The organism is Methylomonas stagni, assembly GCF_050154735.1.
Taxonomy (GTDB): Bacteria; Pseudomonadota; Gammaproteobacteria; order Methylococcales; family Methylomonadaceae; genus Methylomonas; species Methylomonas koyamae_A.
On the sequence record NZ_CP189557.1, the window covers coordinates 1,708,393 to 1,725,875 of the forward strand.

Genomic DNA, 17,483 nt, shown 5'->3' on the forward strand with positions numbered 1-17,483 from the left:
AAGTTAGGCTTCCATGTGCTTCTTCAATTCCTTGGGAATAGAGAATACCACTTTTTCCTCTATACCTTTATTCTCGCGGACCAGGGTGTCGGCGCCGCCCCAGGCTTTCAATTGATCGATCACTTCCTGTACCAACACTTCCGGCGCCGACGCGCCGGCTGTGACGCCGACGACATCCACGCCCGACAACCATTCCTGTTTCAGGTCGCGATAGGTATCGATCAAGTGCGCGGATTTGCCGAGCTGTTCGGCGATTTCCCGCAAACGGTTGGAATTCGAACTGTTGGGGGAGCCAACTACCAAAATCAGATCGGAAATTTTCGCCAGATCATGCACCGCATCCTGACGGTTTTGGGTGGCATAGCATATGTCGTCTTTTTTCTGCTCCTTGATCGACGGAAAATGCTCGCGTAGCGCGTCGACCATCACCTTGGTGTCGGTCATCGACAACGTCGTTTGCGTGACATAGGCCAGATTATCCGGATTATTGACTTTGAGGTTTTTAACGTCATCCGGCGTTTCCACCAAATAGATATTGCCGTGCTCGGTGCATTTTTCGTACTGCCCCATCGTGCCTTCCACCTCCGGATGTCCGGCGTGGCCGATCAGAATCACTTCCCGGTCCTGCTTGGCATGCTTGGCGACCTGCATGTGAACTTTGGTCACCAACGGGCAGGTGGCATCGAACACCGTCAATTGTCGCTCGTCGGCTTCGCGCTGCACCTGCTTGGAAACCCCGTGCGCGCTGAACACCAGATAGGAGCCGACCGGCACATCGCTCAAATCCTCGATAAACACCGCGCCTTTTTCCTTTAATCCGTCGACCACGGTCCGGTTGTGCACGACCTCATGACGCACATAAATTGGTGCGCCGAAGGTATCGATGGCTTGATCGACGATTTCAATGGCCCGGTCCACGCCGGCACAGAATCCACGAGGGTTTGCGAGTACGATTTGCATATTCTTGAGTGTTTTACTAGGTTAAGGCATTGGAATTCTAATCCAATTTTGTCTCGGCGACGATAATTCCATCGCTATCGGCATAGAGGTAATGATCTTTTTTGAAATTGACCCCGGCAAACGTGATCATCACGTCACGGTCGCCTTGACCATGCTTACGACTACGCATTGGATGGGTATTCAGGGCCATTACGCCGATCGGCAGTTGCGCCAACAGTTCCGCGCCGCGCACGCAACCGTAGACGATGATGCCGCTCCAGCCGTTTTCGATCGCCAGAGCTGCCAAGGTATCACCGAACAAGGCACAACGCTTGCCGCCACCGCCATCGATCACCAACACCTTCTCGTTGCCATCTTCCTCCAATGCGCTACGCACCAAGGAATTGTCCTCGAAAACCTTCAGCGTGGCGATTCGCCCGCAAAACCGTTGGCGCCCGCCGAAATGGCGCAGCATGGGTTCGGCGACCTGGAAATTCTCCGCATCGCCGAAGCGATCGCATAAATCGGCGGTCAGAAATGCCAAATCGGCCTCCAAGTCCATCAAAAATAACGCGCCAACAAGCCGTAGCGACAGTCTTCGCTAGGCAAGGGAATTCGCACTTCGTAACCGCCGCCCAAGGCCTCTTGCATCGGATTGCCGTATTTATCCAACATCCGATCGACAACGATATCCCGATTGCCGCCCGGCAAAATCATTTCCAACCGATCGCCAACCGCGAATTTGTTTTTGACGCTGACATCGGCCAGACCGGTGTCGGAATCGTAGGCGGTGATTTCGCCGCAAAACTGTTGCTGATGGCTCTTGGAATAACCGGACAGATAATTCTGATGCTCGTGCGTATGATGACGCTGATAAAAACCATCGGTGTAACCGCGACTGGCCAGATTGTCCAGAACACCCAGCAATTGCGGCTGAAACGGCCGGCCGGCCAGCGCGTCGTCGATCGCCTGACGGTAAGTCTGCGCAGTACGCGCCACGTAAAAATGCGATTTGGTCCGCCCTTCGATTTTCAGGCTATCCACGCCGATCTCCACCAAACGCTGCACGTGTTCGATAGCGCGCAGGTCCTTGGAGTTCATGATGTAAGTGCCGTTCTCGTCCTCCATGACCGGCAACAACTCGCCGGGCCGACCTTCTTCCTCGAGAAAATAAATCTGATCGGCCAGCGGATGACGCTCGGCACCACCGCAGCTAGCGCTACTCAAGCCCTGGCTGAGATCGTTCATCGACAACACCGGCCTGTCCGCCAACACGTAATCGCCTTCGGTGGTTTCGTCGGCCGGCTTGGTGTCGTATTTCCAACGGCAGGAATTGGTACAAGTCCCCTGATTGGGGTCTCGATGGTTGAAATAGCCGGACAACAGGCAACGCCCGGAATAGGCGATGCACAACGCACCGTGCACGAACACCTCCAACTCCATGTCGGGACATTGCTGGCGAATCTCGGCGATCTCGTCCAACGACAATTCCCGCGATAGAATGATCCGCTCCACCCCCATGCGTTGCCAGAATTTGACGCTGGCATAGTTCACGGTATTTGCCTGGACCGACAAGTGCACCGGCATGTCAGGCCATTGTTCGCGGGTCATCATGATCAGGCCTGGATCGGCCATGATCAGCGCGTCCGGCCCCATCGCGATAATCGGTTGCATGTCCTTGACGAACGTCTTCACCTTGGCGTTATGCGGAATGACGTTGGCGGCCAAGTAAAATTTCTTGCCGATCGCATGTGCCTCGGCTATCCCCTTGGCCAGATTGTCCGCTAGGAAATCGTTATTGCGCACTCGCAAGCTGTAACGCGGTTGGCCGGCGTATACCGCGTCGGCGCCGAACGCGAACGCATAACGCATGTTCCGAATCGTGCCGGCCGGGGAAAGAAGTTCGACGTGTTTCATGTCCATCTCAAAAATCAGGTGAGACGCATTTTAACAAATTATCCCAACCCACACCCAAAGAGGGTTCTCGACAATCCACGCGGATCACGCTTTGCGGTTTGCCAGCAACTCGCGATAAATATCCAGATAGGCCTCAACCATGCGCTCGGCAGTGAAATGTTGCCAATATCTAGCCTCGGCCGCGGCACCCATTTTCGCGACTTCCTCGGGATGCTCCCACAGATAAGTCATGGCCTGTCTAAGTGCTATCGGATCGCTGGGCGGTACGACCATTCCGGTTTCACCACCGATGTTGATAAAGGTCGTGCCGGTGCCGATTTCACTGGAAATCATCGGTTTGCCGAACATCGCGCCTTCCAGTAGAGAGATGCCGAACGCCTCGGAGCGCAGATGGGAAGGGAACACCACCGCATAGCACAGAGCCAGCAAGGCCACTTTATCCTCATCCGGCAAGTGCCCCAGAAAGTGCACATTACTCAAACCCAACCGCGCCGCTTGGGCCTTCAATTCTTGCTCGATCGGCCCCGCTCCGACGATCACCACCGGATAATCGACACCCCGCATGGCTTCCAACAAGATGTGTAAACCCTTGTAGTAGCGCAACACGCCGACGAACATGAAAAACCGCTCGCCCAACCGCTCCCGCCACGCCTGTATATTTTCCGCGGTGGGTTCCGGATAGCTGGCTTTGTCTAAGCCGATTGGAATGACCCGAACTTTATCGGCAAACGTTTCCAGCACATCACTGGTCGCGAAGTAATTCGGAGACGTCGCGATGATCCGGTCGACGCTCCCTAAAAACCGCCGCTTGAGCGGGCGATAAAGCTTCAACAGATTCCGTTGTCGAATGATGTCTGAATGGTAGGTTAATACAGTGGGTTTGTTGACGGCCGTCGCAAAATGCACAACGTCCATGAACGGCCAAGGGAAGTGATAATGAACGATGTCGGCCTTCCTGGCCAGTTGGGCAAACCGTAGGAGGGCCGATACCGAGATGCTGGTCGACGCAATTTGCAAATCCATTCGAGCCCGGTGCGCCAAATAGCCTTCGATCACAACCGTGCGATCCACTTTCTCCGGCGTTAACGACAATACGTCAACCTGCACACCGCGCATACTAGCGCCTCTGGCGATTTGGTGGATGAGTTGTTCCACCCCTCCCATCGTGTCCGGAAACGCCGTCTTGTAAAAATGTAAAACTCTCATTCCGTAAATTATGCACCGTTATCGAGTAACGAGCATAATCGTTCGAGAAACTTTTCTTCGGAAAAGCCCGCCGCCCGTCCTTCGCAAGCTGCACGCATCGACGCCGCACGTTCGCGACTCATCGCGACGACCGCATCGGCAATTTGCCCGGGACTCGGGTCGGCCGGCAGCAAAAACCCGGTTTCATTATTGACAATAGTTTCCAGCATGCCACCTTCGGCAACGCCAATGACCGGCTTGCCGGCGGCCATCGCTTCGACGGCCGACATTCCAAAATCCTCATCCAACGGAATGTAAATACAAGCCCTGGCGTTGCCAATCAATTCGATCAAACCCGCTTCGCTCAACCAACCGGTGAAATGAATATTGTCGGCACCTTCAGCAAGCCGCTGCAAATAAGCCAACTGCGATCCGCCGGAAGCAACCACCAGGCGCTGACCCGGCAAACCCATAAATGCCCGCACTACCCGCTCGACCCGCTTGTTCGGCTCCAAGCGACCCAGCGACAAAAAATAATCGCCGGCCGACTGCCAACGAAAAGCGTCAACGTTAATCGGCGGATACAAAATCTCGGCCTTGAGTCCGGTTTGCCGATAAATCCTCCGTTGCACATGCGCCGAGTTGGTCAGAATCAAATCCATCCGCGCGACCGACTGCAGATACGCCTGACGATAGAGGTTTATCAGCAAACTCACCGCCCAACGCAAAACTGAGGGTGCGCGCTGCAAATACTCGTCTTTGCGGTCGAATGCGAAGCGCGGCGGTGTATGGCAATAATATACCCGTTGCCCCGCGCGCTGAGAACGAACCGCCAACGGCGCGTAAATCCCGCTATAAATAACCAACTCGGCCTGTCGAACCGTCGGCAACCGCCTCGCGAAAGTCCAAAGGGCTTGCGCAATTCTTGGCCAACGCGTTTGGCAAGAAAGCACTTGGATGTCGACACCACTGGTGTCGGCACTGTCCGTGTAATCCGGATATAGCGCCGACACCGCCAAACCGAAACCCGGCAAGCCTTTGGCCATCGCAACCACCAAACGCTCGGCGCCACCGTTTACCTGCATGTAGTCGTGCAAAATCCATCGGCGCGGGGTATGCTCCGCTAGCGGCCCACTCATGTGTCGTAAATAAACGGTTTTCCGTTCAATATCCCATCGCAAATCAAGTCAAGTCCAGGATCGGCCCCCGGCATCAATTGCTCCAGCCTGGTGACATTGACTTTATATGGACCGAAACGCGAGATCGGCGCCAGACACTTCAACGGTATCATTCGCCTGAAAAAGAAATGATATGCGTACTTGCGCGCCAATTCGACTTGTTCCGGCGGCAAGCGCCTGGCCAACGGCAAGCTTTCCAACACTTGGCGATACTGATCCGGATCGGAAACGTCGATTGTAAAACCTTTACCGCGACACCACGCTTCGCCGGCAACGACGACCGGCAAGCCGGTGCAAGCCAATTCCAGCGCCGTTTTCGTGCCAAAGACCAAGGCGCTATCGCATAACGACATCAGCGCATAGGTAGAGATCTTATCCTCGGGCAACACCAGTTTGATATGATCGGGCAACGAACCGTAGCGCGCCGCAATCTCGTCAGCCACTTTTTGCCTGGACGGCACGGTACCTTTGACTTCGGCGGGATGAACTCTAATGACCCATTGCATATCCGGGCGCGAGATAAAGTAGTCGATACTGGCGAACAGCCATTCCAGCATGGATGGAAACGCCGACTGCCGAAAATGCAATTGCGCGTCCCAAATCACGTTAGTCAGCAAGCCGACTATAGGCTTGCCGCGCTCCAAACCCAGTTGTTCCGCAATCCGACTGCTATCCAACTCCGCGTCTGACTGGAAGCTGATCCAATCGTTGCCGCCTGTCCAACGACTATGCAAATAACCCATGATTGCTTGTTCCTTGTCCTCGGACCAAGCCAAATCATTCCAATACTCGGCCGGCTCGTCGATCATGGTGTAATGATAAGTGTCTCCGTGGCTAAACAACACTGTGCACTTGCGGTATGCTGGCCCCCAATTAACGACCCTAACGCCAGCTTCGCGGCAAACCTCGCCAACGATGCCTTGCGGCACGTAAATGCCGTGATGGAATACTGCGATGTCGGGTTTATTATCCAGGATCAACCTATTTAATACGCTAGATGTAATTCTGGCAGCATTTAAATACCTATCCAAGACTCGCTCGGCGCCAAGACCGTCAGGCAAGGTACCCCGTCCATAAAAACGCAATGCTCCTGCAAGCGAGTGTTTGGCAAACGCGGGAGAATCCGGTATGGCGCGAAGAGTTTCGTCTGGGTTCATGTACTGACTGTAGTACACAAGCGGTAATTCCAGCGGCTGAAGCATATATCTAGCGGGCTTATAGCAACTTCGACAAATTTCCGAATTTACCCGCATTGTGACAAACCGCTTTTCAGATAGCCACTGGCTATCACACTCTTGGCACGCCGGCAATACGCCATCGCAGAGCAAAAAACGCACTTTGGCCCCTCGTAGCGTGAGAGCGACACCAAGAACGCTTTCCAATCCACTGCACGGCCAGTTGGCTCCGGTACTGGTGGCTACTAACACAGTCGGACCACTAGACGATCTTTTCAAAACCGCTTTCCATTCGGCTAAATCGTTCAACCATGACCAATTGGGCCGAATACCGGTATGAGGCCGAAGCGAACGCAGCAACCGCTGCGCCAAAACTGATTTAAATAAATTTCCCACAACTCTGTCCCACTTCTATTGGGGCAGATTCACTCTTCTAATACTGGAAATTGCGAAACTCTCGATTGCTCCATAACCAAACCGAGCACGATAATCTTGCTGCAATTCGTCAGGCTCCCATTCAATGACAACATCCTCTTTTCGATAGGGATAAGTTAAGGGATTATTAACATAACTGGCTTCTCCAATGTCCGACATTTTTCTCTGCATCCGATTCACATTGTAAAACAACGCACCTGCGGAACAAACTCGATAAATCTGATTCAAATAATAATTTCGGGTTTCAATATTCATTTCCATCATTGAATTAAAATTCAATGCCACGTCAATAGTGGCAGACGAAACGAACTCTATCGCTGTTGTTTCCAAGAAAAAAGTCCAGGGGCGGAATTGTCAGCGACAGAATTTAAAGACGCCTGAAGCATGGGAAAGCTGGAGGTTAAATTAGCCGACGAAGTTAACAGCATCTCTGAAAGATCGACGACAAAGTAACGCAGACTTGGATTGTCGTTAATAAGTAATCGTGCAAAAAAACCCGAACCAGCACCGATTTCAAGGATCGAGACAATGGGCTTATGAGGCAAAAAGGATTTAAGTTTTCGGTAATACCACCAATGGCGAATTGTGGTCATCGATGAAATCAAACCGTGTTCCCTAACAGCTGAAAGATACTCCTCTAGCAATTTTTTTCGCCACAAGAACCACAAACCACCAATGTGCTCGACGTCTCGCTTTTCGCCAGGAAGTGACGCGTGAAAACTTTTTGCTGTTTAGGCAAGACATTGGTAGCAAAATCAATCAGCATCTCGGTATTTAGCGACTGAGAAACCCTCTCTTGATCATAAGCCAATGCTTGCAAAATAGATTCGATTTGTTCGCTCGTAATGTTTGATAAATCACTATCAAAATCCGAAAGGCAAGGCGCGAGCCTCTCTAGCTGATATCGCCAAAAAGCATTAATAGATCTATCCGAGGCGAGTCCCTTCCGTTGAATATTATCTAATAACTCCTTGAATATTTCCAAATTCACAGTTGTCCTCCCGAACAGATACGTCTACCGAATGTAATATGCGAAACAAAAAATCGACTCAAGCAATATCCAATTATTTTTCCCGCATAATCAAATAGGTAACCGGTCTTCTATGACCAACGCTCTTTGTAGAGACTATCTTCCCAACAAATCGTTCAACAACACTGTTTCCGCATTGACGTCGCGATTGGACTTATTGTAACGTCTCATGTGTACACCCCAGGGTAAATTACCCCAAAAAAACTCTTCCCATCCCAACTTCGTTGTATTAGGAAGACCAAAACTCTTGAAACGCATTTCAGTAAAATAACCAGGCATTTTCGGAATGTAGCTCCAACGATCAGGCACCAAACTTTCGATTTTTCGCCCCCAAGCCTTAGTAAGGAATTCGGGTTTAGAGAAATCCCGCTCCAAGGATACCGATGGAGGCATTATCTCCAGCCTTTCTCGTTGAGACGCGTAAAGTTTCTCAACCAAATATCCGGTGTCGTTAGCAGCCCCAATAATCCTTCTGTTGAGAGTCATCCCGACCATGCGAACCGCTACCGCTCGCATCCTTGATTTAATTTTGGTTGCATGTTGAACCGCTCGAATCGTTAGCTTTAGACCTCGCGGAATTGGTTGCCGAGCCTCGGCGTAGCAATGACAAAGTTCCTGCAACGCACTCCGAACGATCTCCCATAAAACCGGCATCCAATTTCGCGGAACAAAAACCACTTCTCCATTGCCAGCCGTTATTGACTTTTTTCAAACTCTTTAGCGACACCGTTACGCCGATCAGCTTTTTGACCCCGCACAATCAAATCTGGAGTGAAATCCAGCTCGTTGGGTTTAATAACACTCAGGTCGACAAACATACAATGCACACAGGGAAAATAACGATGCTTGGAATACCATTTCGGATGCCACGGAACCCCCATAAACCAAAGGCCGGCTTCTGCCATATGTTGAAGTGCATCCGTAATCCAATTGTCTCGCACCACGTAAAAGTCAGGATCTAAAATCATTAGATATCTGGTATCGATCTCTTGTTCACGTAAGAACCGATTCAAGGCTGTCGCGTGCTGATAACTACCGCGACAAGCGTCTGGCTTACGATAATCCGAAGGTTCTCCAGTGTGAACGGTAACGTTCGGGAGCTTTAATTCCAGTTCGGGAAAACCATGAAATCTACCATTGTCTAAAACGTGGATATGGTAGGACGCGTCCGGATTTTTACGATGAATGTACTCGATGTTACGCAGCACCAACGCTTCGTCACCCGGACCAGCAACCGTGACGATAGTTAATTTGGCGATCTGACTCATGCGTTACCTCCCTCGAAACGAGATTTGCGACGCCCGAACAAATGCCGATAATCTAGATGAGAGCCGGCCGCCTTCTTAACCGGCTTTAACATGCGTTGCAAAAGTTGCCGCGCCATTTTCTTGGGGTCCGAGGCCCATGGTATTTGGCTAGGCACATTGAGGACCGTATAAGGCATGGACAACACCTCAAAAGGTTTTAGTTGGTATCCCTGCGTGAGAAGCACTGCCACATCCGACAATTGGTTGTTGTGCGCGGAACGAGCCCGATTATGGCTATACAGGAATTCGCAACCATTTTCCCAAAACCAGCGGGCGTAGCCAGTCACTTGTTCGGAAGTCATTTCCTGAAATGAAATCATATTAATACCCAGGTCGATGCGTTCTGGCTTGAAATCGTCTATAGAAAAATGCGGCATGAATACGAAATCGTAGTGCTCCAACGGCAACGGAGGAACCTTATGCCCACCCTCGCCGTAGACAAAACATTTTGCTTCAGGAAACAGGGTTTTCAAATAAACCCCGGAGAACAACATTGTCTGAGGCAAATCGACGATGACATAAGTTGTATTGGGCAAAAGCCTCTTAAATTGGTAACCAAAACCACCCCACCCTCCGCCGATTTCAACTACCACTGGTCGGGTTCCGGCATTTTTCAATGGTACGAGCGCGCCCGCGCGATCCAATGCAATCAAGGATTCGTAAAATTTTAAAGTATCGATGTTTACTAACACGCCGTCGATTTCATGCCCAAACCCACCTAGAAGCGGAGCTTCGGCCACGAACAAATCACTCGCGTCGACAGCTCTGAGAGCTGCAAGCTTTTGCCGATAGGGTTCGGCCTTGTGAGCATGATGGTGTCGGTATTCGTAAGATTTCAATCCGGTTATATGGTAGCTGTGCTCGCGTAATTTACGAATAATTAACGGAGAGGCATCCAACAAATAATCAAAGCCGGCAAGCTCTTCTTCCCAATAATGGCTCGGCAAAGCGGCTTCGCCAGAAGACTCGGCTAACATTTGCAATACGCATTCCCGGACCAACAAATAGTTCTGATATCCGAACTCCTGCTTGGCGGACTCGACAACCTGACCAAAATTGCGATCATAGCTACTCAAATTCACTTTTTACCCTCTCCAATGCTGAAAGAAATTGATCTTGCGATTGCCGAGACCATTTTTTATTTTTTGCCAATATTTCCAATGCCACCGCTCCCAAGTCGCCAGCAGCGTGTGCTAAACCATAGGGGCGAGCAAAAGCACGTACAAACTCTTCGCGAGCCGCGCATTTCTTATCGTCTCCGTCCAGTAGCGCGGCCATGGCCGCCACACATTGAGAACCGTCCCCAACAACTTCCAGCGCTCCAGACCTGAATAAGTGGCCAAAGTGAATTGCTTGATCCTGGGTCTTTTTGTATCGCTCGGTCACGATAGCGACACACGGTTTGCCCAAAATAATGTTATCGATCATTCCGGATGTGTTGATCCCAATCGCGGCAACCGCAAGCCGTACCGAGTCGACGAAATCGGCTTGAGATTCGTCCGACTCAGGTAATGCGCCAACTTTCGGCCACAACGCCAAACCTTGCCGGCCATCCAGTCTCAAGTAATTTTTTGAATTGGCCGGATGGGGTCTCACGAGAAGCTGGACTTGATTTATCGCTGCGCTGGGATGGCTTTGCAACGCACTTAAGATATCTTCCACCAGCCAGGACTCGTCGTTAGCTATATTCGATGACGACCCCAAATAAAGAAAGAACGGTAGGTGAGGGTCGAGTCCGACTTTATGACAGAACGCTTGCCGATCCGATATGTGACTTTTCGCGGCAAACCATTTATCGAAAAACATCGAACCAATTTTTAATACGTTTGACGCAGGGATGCCGTGAACTTCGACAGCTTCCCGCGCATGCGCGTCATTCCAACAAAACAACAGGTCCGGCTTAACGTGAAATAGCCCCTTGGTGGTCAGATTGTCCCAGCTCAATGTCACGATCGCCGTAGGTACGCCGAGTACCTTTCCCGCCTTTACGTATTCGATTTCCTCGTCGAAGCGCATATTTCCGGGAGACACCACAATTAAATCCGGGGCGGAACGGCGAATGTCCGCGACTACCTCGAGCGCCGCCGGCGCCGCTGCCTCAAGCAAGCGAAATAAACCATCAATAAGAGGGAGTTTCAGCAAGGCTTGTACAACCGACCTGGTTATCCAGCCCCTTAACGCCGATGGTAAATAATTTGCCCATCGATTTAAGTAAAAATCGGATTGATTAGGTCGGCGCAGATAGCTGGCGTAAGAACGCAACTCACGCATTCCGAAAATATAATCTCGTAATATGCCGCCCCGGCGCACTGCCCAACGCCAAGAAAAATTAGCGTGACCTGCTGCGACAAACTTTTGTAACGCGGCATCGGGCTGGTTTTGGCTCCATCTTTCATCGAACAATGCCTCGACTTGGTAGCCCTTGCGGCATATACCTAGCAACAACGAGTCATAGTAGGAAAAATGAAATACCGAACGCCCAACAAATAATACTTTCATAAATTCAGCTCAATTTCCTAAAGAGGCTCCACTCCGTAATTTTATCCTTTCCGGAGTTCAGTATTAACTCGCAACTCGAAGAGAACCGTCGTACCACCTCAAATTCCGGAAAAAATGCATTATCACAGCGCTCAGGTACTGGAGAAATCAAAACCATCCCTCCTTTTTTACGACCGTCGGCAAACGCTCTCTATAAACAGCTGCTCTTGCAGAATCCAGATGAACTGACGAATATGCATCGATCACAAAATCGAAAGAAGCTCCAAAAACATCTAAATTAATCTCCGAATCATGTAAGACTCTCGCCTTTTTATGAGACAAACCATACAGCGGAAGCTCGTATCGCAACAAAGCGTCGATAGAGTTATAGTGAGCCTCCACACCGAAATAACGGCCATATTCTAGATAACCGACTAGCCATATAGCTAGTCGCCCGGCACCACACCCAAAATCTAATACATTGAATTGCGGTTTGATACCACATTCCAAGGCTGTATCGAACAAACATTTGCCTAACGCCCAAGGTCGACCATAAAATTGGTGATGGGTCTCCAACAGATGATCGACACTCGGTGGCTGCTGTGTTGCATCACTAAAATACATTTCCGGCTTGTTAGTTATTGGCCTAGCTTTCCAATCCACAATTTCTATATCCAAAATCATTTTCTCCTTATCGAGCCTAAACTAGCAATAAGCGCCATAGCATCTTCGTGCAACTCACCACAGTATTGACGAATATAGCAAATTAAATCGTCTGCCAAATACTTCGATCGATCAAGTGAGTTTTGTAAAACTGTGTAGTTTGAAGTATCAAACGAACTATTGCTGCTGATCGGCATCCCATTGAATGTTGGCCTAATACAGTCAATTGATGCGATAGGAGAAATATTCAGAAAATCGCATAAGTTGTTAATTATTTCAAATGAGTTGGCAACTAGCTGCTCAAATGATACTAAGAAAACCTTTTCTGGGCGAGACTGAAACTCAGCTAAAGCTCTTTCAGTTGAGTGGTGCCATAAATTACATGCTTCTTCAACATTTCCATAAACTTCAGGCATATATCTGGAAGCAGACGCAAACCAGGACACTGGATCACGCACCACGCTAACAAAATAGCCATCAGGGTAATCACTAAAAAAACCGGTTATATTGTCTGGATCGAAACTTACTCGCGCTACAAATGTTACCCAATACTTAACTGTTTTCGGATCGCGATATAACCCCGCGTAATCAAGCCAAGCGTTGAAATAAGACGTGGCGTAAGCATCTAAAATATCACGCTGCGACTGTACCGACTTCTCTTCGAGCAATTGCTTAAACAACTGTTTCTGCAAGGTTCCCAAAAACAGAAAGGGCAAGGTTGCATGGCTATATTTTCCAGGTTTCGAATAGCCATCCCTTGCGTGAAGCAATGCGGGATGTTCCCAAAGCTGATCGAACCAATCGTCAGCAGATAGTTCCAAGTTAAGCTTTGGCCAAAAACGCTTATTTGGCCGACCAATATGCAATTCAGAAGGATGAACATGCAGTTGCGGGTGTTGATCCAACAATTGCGTGAGCAAAGTTCCCCCACTACGCTGGACCTCAGATATCAATACCAACGGTTGATTCACCGGAACAACAAAGCGAGTTCTTTGCTCCGAAATAACGCTGTCGTTATTCCACGGATCGATTAAATTTGCGCGCCTGACCGTTTCGAACATTTTATTATCCAAGTTATTCAAGATGAATAATTTCAGTATGCCAATTTAATAGCGGTCGAAAATAACCATGCAATGGGCGACAAAAGTCTGTCTGCGCTGTGTTTAGATCGTAAACTTCATTAACTTTGAACGAAACTACTTCACCAGTTATGGCATGCTTTTCCAAGGGAACATGCGTAAACACCGCGCCACCGACGACGAAAGTCTGCGCGCCGAGTACATTACCGGGAATTATCGCTTTACTTCTATAGATTCCAGCCTCGCGCCGCTGTTCTCTCCATTGTGTCGATGTGTCAATTGTGGCAAACAACAAATTCAGTTTTTCATCAAAACACTGAAAGCGAGGTCTCAAAGTCCTACCATCTTCATAAACGACATATTCCATTTCAAGGTGTATTGGTTCAACGATGTCGAATTCCTGTTTCTCAACACCCTTGGCATCGGTAACACGCACCATGCAAATTCTCACCACCTCGTCGCCCGGCGCGTTTTCAAGCTCCCAATCCACCCGGCCGAGATAGCTATGTCGCTCAGTTATAGACTCATCGTCGATGTCGGATTCCTGCGGACTCTCTCCGGCCAAGTCTTCGGCAATGTACCTATTCAATACTCGACTGACATCTCCATCGTCAATCAACCTCCCCTCACGCAGTAGCAACGCGCGGTCGCACAAAGCCTTCACCCGAGCCACGCTATGCGAAACGAACAGCAAAGTCGTACCCGCATCGCACATCGCTTCGATTTTCTCCATACATTTAGCGCGAAATGGAACGTCGCCTACCGCCAACACCTCATCGACAACCAACATCTCCGGTTGCAAATTCAATGCTATGGCCATGCCTAAGCGTGCGCGCATTCCTTTTGAATATCGCTTGACCGGTGTATCCATGAACTCTGGAATCTCGGTAAACGCCACAATATCGTCGTATATAGCCTTAATTTCGTCAGCGGATACACCGAGCAATCCGCCATAGACAAAAATATTCTCCCGACCAGTCAACTCCGGGTGAAACCCAGCGCCAACCCCCATTAACGGGATAATCCGACAATGAAAAGACACTTCACCTTCGGTGGGTGCCATAATTCCAACCAAAATCTTTAACAAGGTACTTTTGCCGGCACCGTTACGTCCTAGTATCGCAACCCGCTCACCACGACGCAGGTCAAAACTGACATTTCGCAAAGCCCACAAGAATTTAGTCGAACCACTTTGCTCGTAGCGAGCATGGTTGATTGCGCCCCGCCCCTGCCTCCGCTCCCGAAAATATTGTAAGGGATTGCCTACCATTCGTTTCATGGCGCGTAGAGCCGGCACTAACCCAACGAACTCGCCCATTTGGAAACGTTTGCTGACACCGTCAGCCTTGAGCAACACCGAATTAGATGACATCGGCAAAAGACCTTTCCAAATTATTGAAAAACCAAAGCCCACCGATCAACAACAGCACCGTGACAGCCGCCGACATCGATACGAAAACGGTGTTTGGAGCCGGTAACCCCAATAGTGCCCAACGAAACGCGCCGACAATCGTCGCCATGGGGTTGAGGTTGACAATAAACACAAATTTTTCCGGCACCGCGGCCATGCCGTAACCGACCGGCGTTAACAACAACAAAGTCTGAATCAAATACGTCGTCACGAATTTAACATCGCGCAACCAAACCGCAATTGCCGCTAACCATAACCCAACCGACAACCCGACCACGACAACCGCCACGACCAACAAAGGCAGCCAGCAAACTTCAATTGGCGGATAAACTTGGTAAAACAAAGCTAACCCTGCAAATACCAACAAACTTATCGAAAAATCAAACATCGCAACGCAAACTGCTATCAGCGGAAACAATAGCCGTGGGCAGTAAAGCTTCTCAACCAACACTTTGTTGGACGTAATACTGCTTGCGCAACCTTGAATGACATTTGCAAACAGGTCCCACGCAATTAAAGCCGCAAACACAAATATCGGGTAAGGAATACCACTGGCAGACAAATTGGCTACACCTCCAAACAAATAAGCTAATACCACCATCAGCACCAAGGGCCGTGCCACGGCCCAGAAGCCACCAAGCGCGGATTGCTTGTAACGCAAGCGAATATCACGCATAACCAGCATGAGCATCAGATTGCGCCGAGCCCACAACTCACTGGGGCTCACCGCTCGCCACCGGCTGTTACTCATCAACTAACCCAAAACTAAAAATCGGAACTAGCGCGGCAGCATCCAGCCCGACCTCAGCCAACACTTGCGGGTTACTGCCACTAGGCGGTACACCAGTTAAACCCACCATGGCCAGTTCGACATCCTCATTGACCACTCCGGCGAGAGCGGCCCGCAACATCGAGCCAACGCCCGCTGGTAGATATTGATTATCCAAACATACAATCCGTTTCGCACCGTTAACGATCCCTGTCAACCAAGTGGGATCGACCCGATTCAACCAAGGAAAGCTAATCACTTTGACCGCCAAGCCTTCCATGGCCAAGGTTTGCGCCGCCAATACCGCCTGACTAAGCAACACCGGCCCATAACCGAATACAACGACCTGCTCGCCCGGCGTCAACGCAACACCGCATCCAACCTCAAGTCTATAACTTGCAGGCAAGACATATGGCGTTTCCCACGGCAACGACACCAAGCGGATATAACAACTACCCGGCGCCTCGTTGATGCACCAATCCAATAACGGCCCGACTTCGGCTTCGCAACTCGGTTCGACGATGGTCAGGTCGGGGATCGCCGCCAGCGCGGAAATGTCGCGCACCGCTTGGTGCGAATGGCCGGGACCGCCGGGTACCACGCCGGCCAGCGAACCGACGTAAATGATCTTGGTATGCTCGGTGGCGTTGTTGTAGATCTGCTCGTTGGGACGAGCCGATAGGAAGCAAGCGAACGAATGCACGATGGGCAACAAGCCTTTCAGCGCCATGCCGCCGGCCATCGACACCATATCCTGCTCGGCGATGCCGCATTCGAAGAAACGCTCTGGATATTGGTCGCGAAACGGGATCAGGCCGGTGTCCAACACCAAGTCCGCGTCCAGCGCGACTAGATTGGGATGTTTGGCGGCTTGTTCCAGCAGCGCACGCGAATAAGCCGGAATCAAACGTTGAGCGGTGTCCGGCGGCGGCGCGGTAGGCTCTCGCTCGATGGCTTCGAACTCTAGCGGTTCCAGCCCCAATTCGGCGACGCGGAGCTTCAATCGATCCATCAACTCCTGCGCGGCGCGGCGGTAAGACGGGCCGTCCGGCGCTCCGCTGTGAAAACGGTACATCGCCACGTCGGAATCCAGCGAGGTGTGCTCCATGAAGGACACACCCTTGCCTTTTACCGTGTCGGCGATGATCACTTTCGGCCTGGCGTCGTCGCGAATCCCGGCCAGAGTCGCCGCCAGCGCCCCGACATCATTGCCGTCGCACCTCGCCACTCGCCAGCCAAAGGCGTTCAGCTTGGCTTCCAAATCGCCCAAGTCCGAGACATTTTTGACAAAGGTATCCGACTGCAATTTGTTGTGATCAATGATCGCGGTAATCTCGTGTAAGCCGTGATTGACCGCCGAGGCCAACGACTCCCAAAACTGGCCTTCCTGCAACTCGCCATCGCCGGTCAACACCATGACGCGACCTTCTTGCTTCAGTAAGCGGTTGGCTTGCACCATGCCCTTGGCCTTGGAAATGCCCATGCCCAGCGAGCCGGTGTTGGTGATCATGCCAGGCGTGCCGACGTCCGGATGGCCAGGCAAACCGTCAATGCGCCGCAATTTGTGGATTAATTCGAACGGCAGTTTACCTAAGGCCATCAGCACTGAGTAATAGCCCGGCGCATCGTGACCCTTGGAACTGAAAAACAAATCGCCCGCCGCTTTTACGTTGTCGGCGATATCCAATTCTTCCAATAGCAACCAGCTGAATATCTCCATGCTACTGAAACTGCTACCGATATGGCCGGAACCGGCGCGAGCGATCATGTACAGCGTATTCAACCGACACATGTCGGCGAGTAGCGCCACGCGCTGGGTTGCCGGCAATTCCGTGCGGCGTATACGCTCGAACTGCGAGTAATCCAAATAATACAGGGTGCCGTCTACGGCTTGTCCGGCTAAATCGCCCATCTAAA

Annotated in this window: 17 protein-coding genes; all 17 read right to left on the bottom strand. The window is 50.8% G+C overall.

The genetic code is table 11. The annotated features are described in order from the left end of the window. Positions 1–3 precede the first annotated feature (3 nt). Positions 4–960: a 4-hydroxy-3-methylbut-2-enyl diphosphate reductase gene (gene ispH / locus ACP4CD_RS08020; protein ID WP_064030803.1), complete on the bottom strand. Its 957-nt coding sequence runs from the start codon at positions 958–960 to the stop codon at positions 4–6. 37 nt (positions 961–997) lie between these two features. After that, the gene (rraA, locus tag ACP4CD_RS08025) at positions 998–1,483 is read right to left on the bottom strand and encodes a ribonuclease E activity regulator RraA (RefSeq protein WP_064030886.1); all 486 of its coding nucleotides are present in this window, start codon (positions 1,481–1,483) and stop codon (positions 998–1,000) included. Between the two features lie 17 nt (positions 1,484–1,500). Then, positions 1,501–2,856 carry a tRNA 5-hydroxyuridine modification protein YegQ gene (gene yegQ / locus ACP4CD_RS08030; protein ID WP_426994175.1) on the bottom strand — a complete coding sequence of 452 codons (1,356 nt, stop codon included), beginning with the start codon at positions 2,854–2,856 and terminating at the stop codon, positions 1,501–1,503. An 84-nt stretch (positions 2,857–2,940) separates the two neighbouring features. Beyond that, entirely contained in the window at positions 2,941–4,062 is a 1,122-nt protein-coding gene (locus ACP4CD_RS08035; RefSeq protein WP_426994176.1) for a glycosyltransferase family 4 protein, read from the bottom strand. 8 nt (positions 4,063–4,070) lie between these two features. Further along, positions 4,071–5,180: a glycosyltransferase gene (locus tag ACP4CD_RS08040; RefSeq protein WP_064030805.1), complete on the bottom strand. Its 1,110-nt coding sequence runs from the start codon at positions 5,178–5,180 to the stop codon at positions 4,071–4,073. Further along, the gene (locus ACP4CD_RS08045) at positions 5,177–6,028 is read right to left on the bottom strand and encodes a hypothetical protein (protein ID WP_426994177.1); all 852 of its coding nucleotides are present in this window, start codon (positions 6,026–6,028) and stop codon (positions 5,177–5,179) included. The genes ACP4CD_RS08040 and ACP4CD_RS08045 overlap by 4 nt, the downstream gene beginning before the upstream one ends. Before the next feature lie 777 nt (positions 6,029–6,805). Then, the gene (locus ACP4CD_RS08050; RefSeq protein WP_426994178.1) at positions 6,806–7,159 is read right to left on the bottom strand and encodes a hypothetical protein; all 354 of its coding nucleotides are present in this window, start codon (positions 7,157–7,159) and stop codon (positions 6,806–6,808) included. Between the two features lie 307 nt (positions 7,160–7,466). Continuing rightward, positions 7,467–7,820, bottom strand: a complete 354-nt coding sequence (locus ACP4CD_RS08055) for a hypothetical protein (protein ID WP_426994179.1) — start codon at positions 7,818–7,820, stop codon at positions 7,467–7,469. Positions 7,821–7,955: 135 nt separating this feature from the next. After that, a complete protein-coding gene (locus tag ACP4CD_RS08060; RefSeq protein ID WP_426994180.1) occupies positions 7,956–8,345 on the bottom strand; it encodes a hypothetical protein in 390 nt (129 codons plus the stop codon). A gap of 209 nt (positions 8,346–8,554) precedes the next feature. Then, the gene (locus ACP4CD_RS08065) at positions 8,555–9,127 is read right to left on the bottom strand and encodes a hypothetical protein (RefSeq protein ID WP_426994181.1); all 573 of its coding nucleotides are present in this window, start codon (positions 9,125–9,127) and stop codon (positions 8,555–8,557) included. Continuing rightward, positions 9,124–10,248: a putative sugar O-methyltransferase gene (locus tag ACP4CD_RS08070; protein WP_064030808.1), complete on the bottom strand. Its 1,125-nt coding sequence runs from the start codon at positions 10,246–10,248 to the stop codon at positions 9,124–9,126. The genes ACP4CD_RS08065 and ACP4CD_RS08070 overlap by 4 nt, the downstream gene beginning before the upstream one ends. Then, a complete protein-coding gene (locus tag ACP4CD_RS08075; RefSeq protein ID WP_426994182.1) occupies positions 10,235–11,665 on the bottom strand; it encodes a hypothetical protein in 1,431 nt (476 codons plus the stop codon). Before ACP4CD_RS08075 ends, ACP4CD_RS08070 begins: the two co-directional genes overlap by 14 nt. 147 nt (positions 11,666–11,812) lie before the next feature. Continuing rightward, the gene (locus ACP4CD_RS08080) at positions 11,813–12,322 is read right to left on the bottom strand and encodes a methyltransferase (protein ID WP_426994183.1); all 510 of its coding nucleotides are present in this window, start codon (positions 12,320–12,322) and stop codon (positions 11,813–11,815) included. Positions 12,323–12,324: 2 nt separating this feature from the next. Next, positions 12,325–13,368: a sulfotransferase gene (locus ACP4CD_RS08085; protein ID WP_426994184.1), complete on the bottom strand. Its 1,044-nt coding sequence runs from the start codon at positions 13,366–13,368 to the stop codon at positions 12,325–12,327. A gap of 13 nt (positions 13,369–13,381) precedes the next feature. Further along, on the bottom strand, positions 13,382–14,758 hold the full coding sequence (locus ACP4CD_RS08090; RefSeq protein WP_082885642.1) for a polysaccharide ABC transporter ATP-binding protein: 1,377 nt from the start codon (positions 14,756–14,758) through the stop codon (positions 13,382–13,384). Beyond that, positions 14,748–15,548 (bottom strand): ABC transporter permease, encoded by an 801-nt coding sequence (locus ACP4CD_RS08095; protein ID WP_064030812.1) that lies wholly within the window; start codon positions 15,546–15,548, stop codon positions 14,748–14,750. Before ACP4CD_RS08095 ends, ACP4CD_RS08090 begins: the two co-directional genes overlap by 11 nt. Then, positions 15,541–17,478: a transketolase C-terminal domain-containing protein gene (locus ACP4CD_RS08100; RefSeq protein ID WP_426994185.1), complete on the bottom strand. Its 1,938-nt coding sequence runs from the start codon at positions 17,476–17,478 to the stop codon at positions 15,541–15,543. The genes ACP4CD_RS08095 and ACP4CD_RS08100 overlap by 8 nt, the downstream gene beginning before the upstream one ends. Positions 17,479–17,483: the final 5 nt, after the last annotated feature.

What these genes read in the sequence shown, in the direction of transcription:
- ispH (WP_064030803.1), bottom strand. Translation starts at nt 960, where the DNA reads ATGCAAATCGTACTCGCAAACCCTCGTGGATTCTGTGCCGGCGTGGAC.
- yegQ (WP_426994175.1), bottom strand. Translation starts at nt 2,856, where the DNA reads ATGAAACACGTCGAACTTCTTTCCCCGGCCGGCACGATTCGGAACATG.
- ACP4CD_RS08035 (WP_426994176.1), bottom strand. Translation starts at nt 4,062, where the DNA reads ATGAGAGTTTTACATTTTTACAAGACGGCGTTTCCGGACACGATGGGA.
- ACP4CD_RS08040 (WP_064030805.1), bottom strand. Translation starts at nt 5,180, where the DNA reads ATGAGTGGGCCGCTAGCGGAGCATACCCCGCGCCGATGGATTTTGCAC.
- ACP4CD_RS08045 (WP_426994177.1), bottom strand. Translation starts at nt 6,028, where the DNA reads ATGATCGACGAGCCGGCCGAGTATTGGAATGATTTGGCTTGGTCCGAG.
- ACP4CD_RS08060 (WP_426994180.1), bottom strand. Translation starts at nt 8,345, where the DNA reads ATGACTCTCAACAGAAGGATTATTGGGGCTGCTAACGACACCGGATAT.
- ACP4CD_RS08065 (WP_426994181.1), bottom strand. Translation starts at nt 9,127, where the DNA reads ATGAGTCAGATCGCCAAATTAACTATCGTCACGGTTGCTGGTCCGGGT.
- ACP4CD_RS08075 (WP_426994182.1), bottom strand. Translation starts at nt 11,665, where the DNA reads ATGAAAGTATTATTTGTTGGGCGTTCGGTATTTCATTTTTCCTACTAT.
- ACP4CD_RS08085 (WP_426994184.1), bottom strand. Translation starts at nt 13,368, where the DNA reads ATGTTCGAAACGGTCAGGCGCGCAAATTTAATCGATCCGTGGAATAAC.
- ACP4CD_RS08090 (WP_082885642.1), bottom strand. Translation starts at nt 14,758, where the DNA reads ATGTCATCTAATTCGGTGTTGCTCAAGGCTGACGGTGTCAGCAAACGT.
- ACP4CD_RS08095 (WP_064030812.1), bottom strand. Translation starts at nt 15,548, where the DNA reads ATGAGTAACAGCCGGTGGCGAGCGGTGAGCCCCAGTGAGTTGTGGGCT.
- ACP4CD_RS08100 (WP_426994185.1), bottom strand. Translation starts at nt 17,478, where the DNA reads ATGGGCGATTTAGCCGGACAAGCCGTAGACGGCACCCTGTATTATTTG.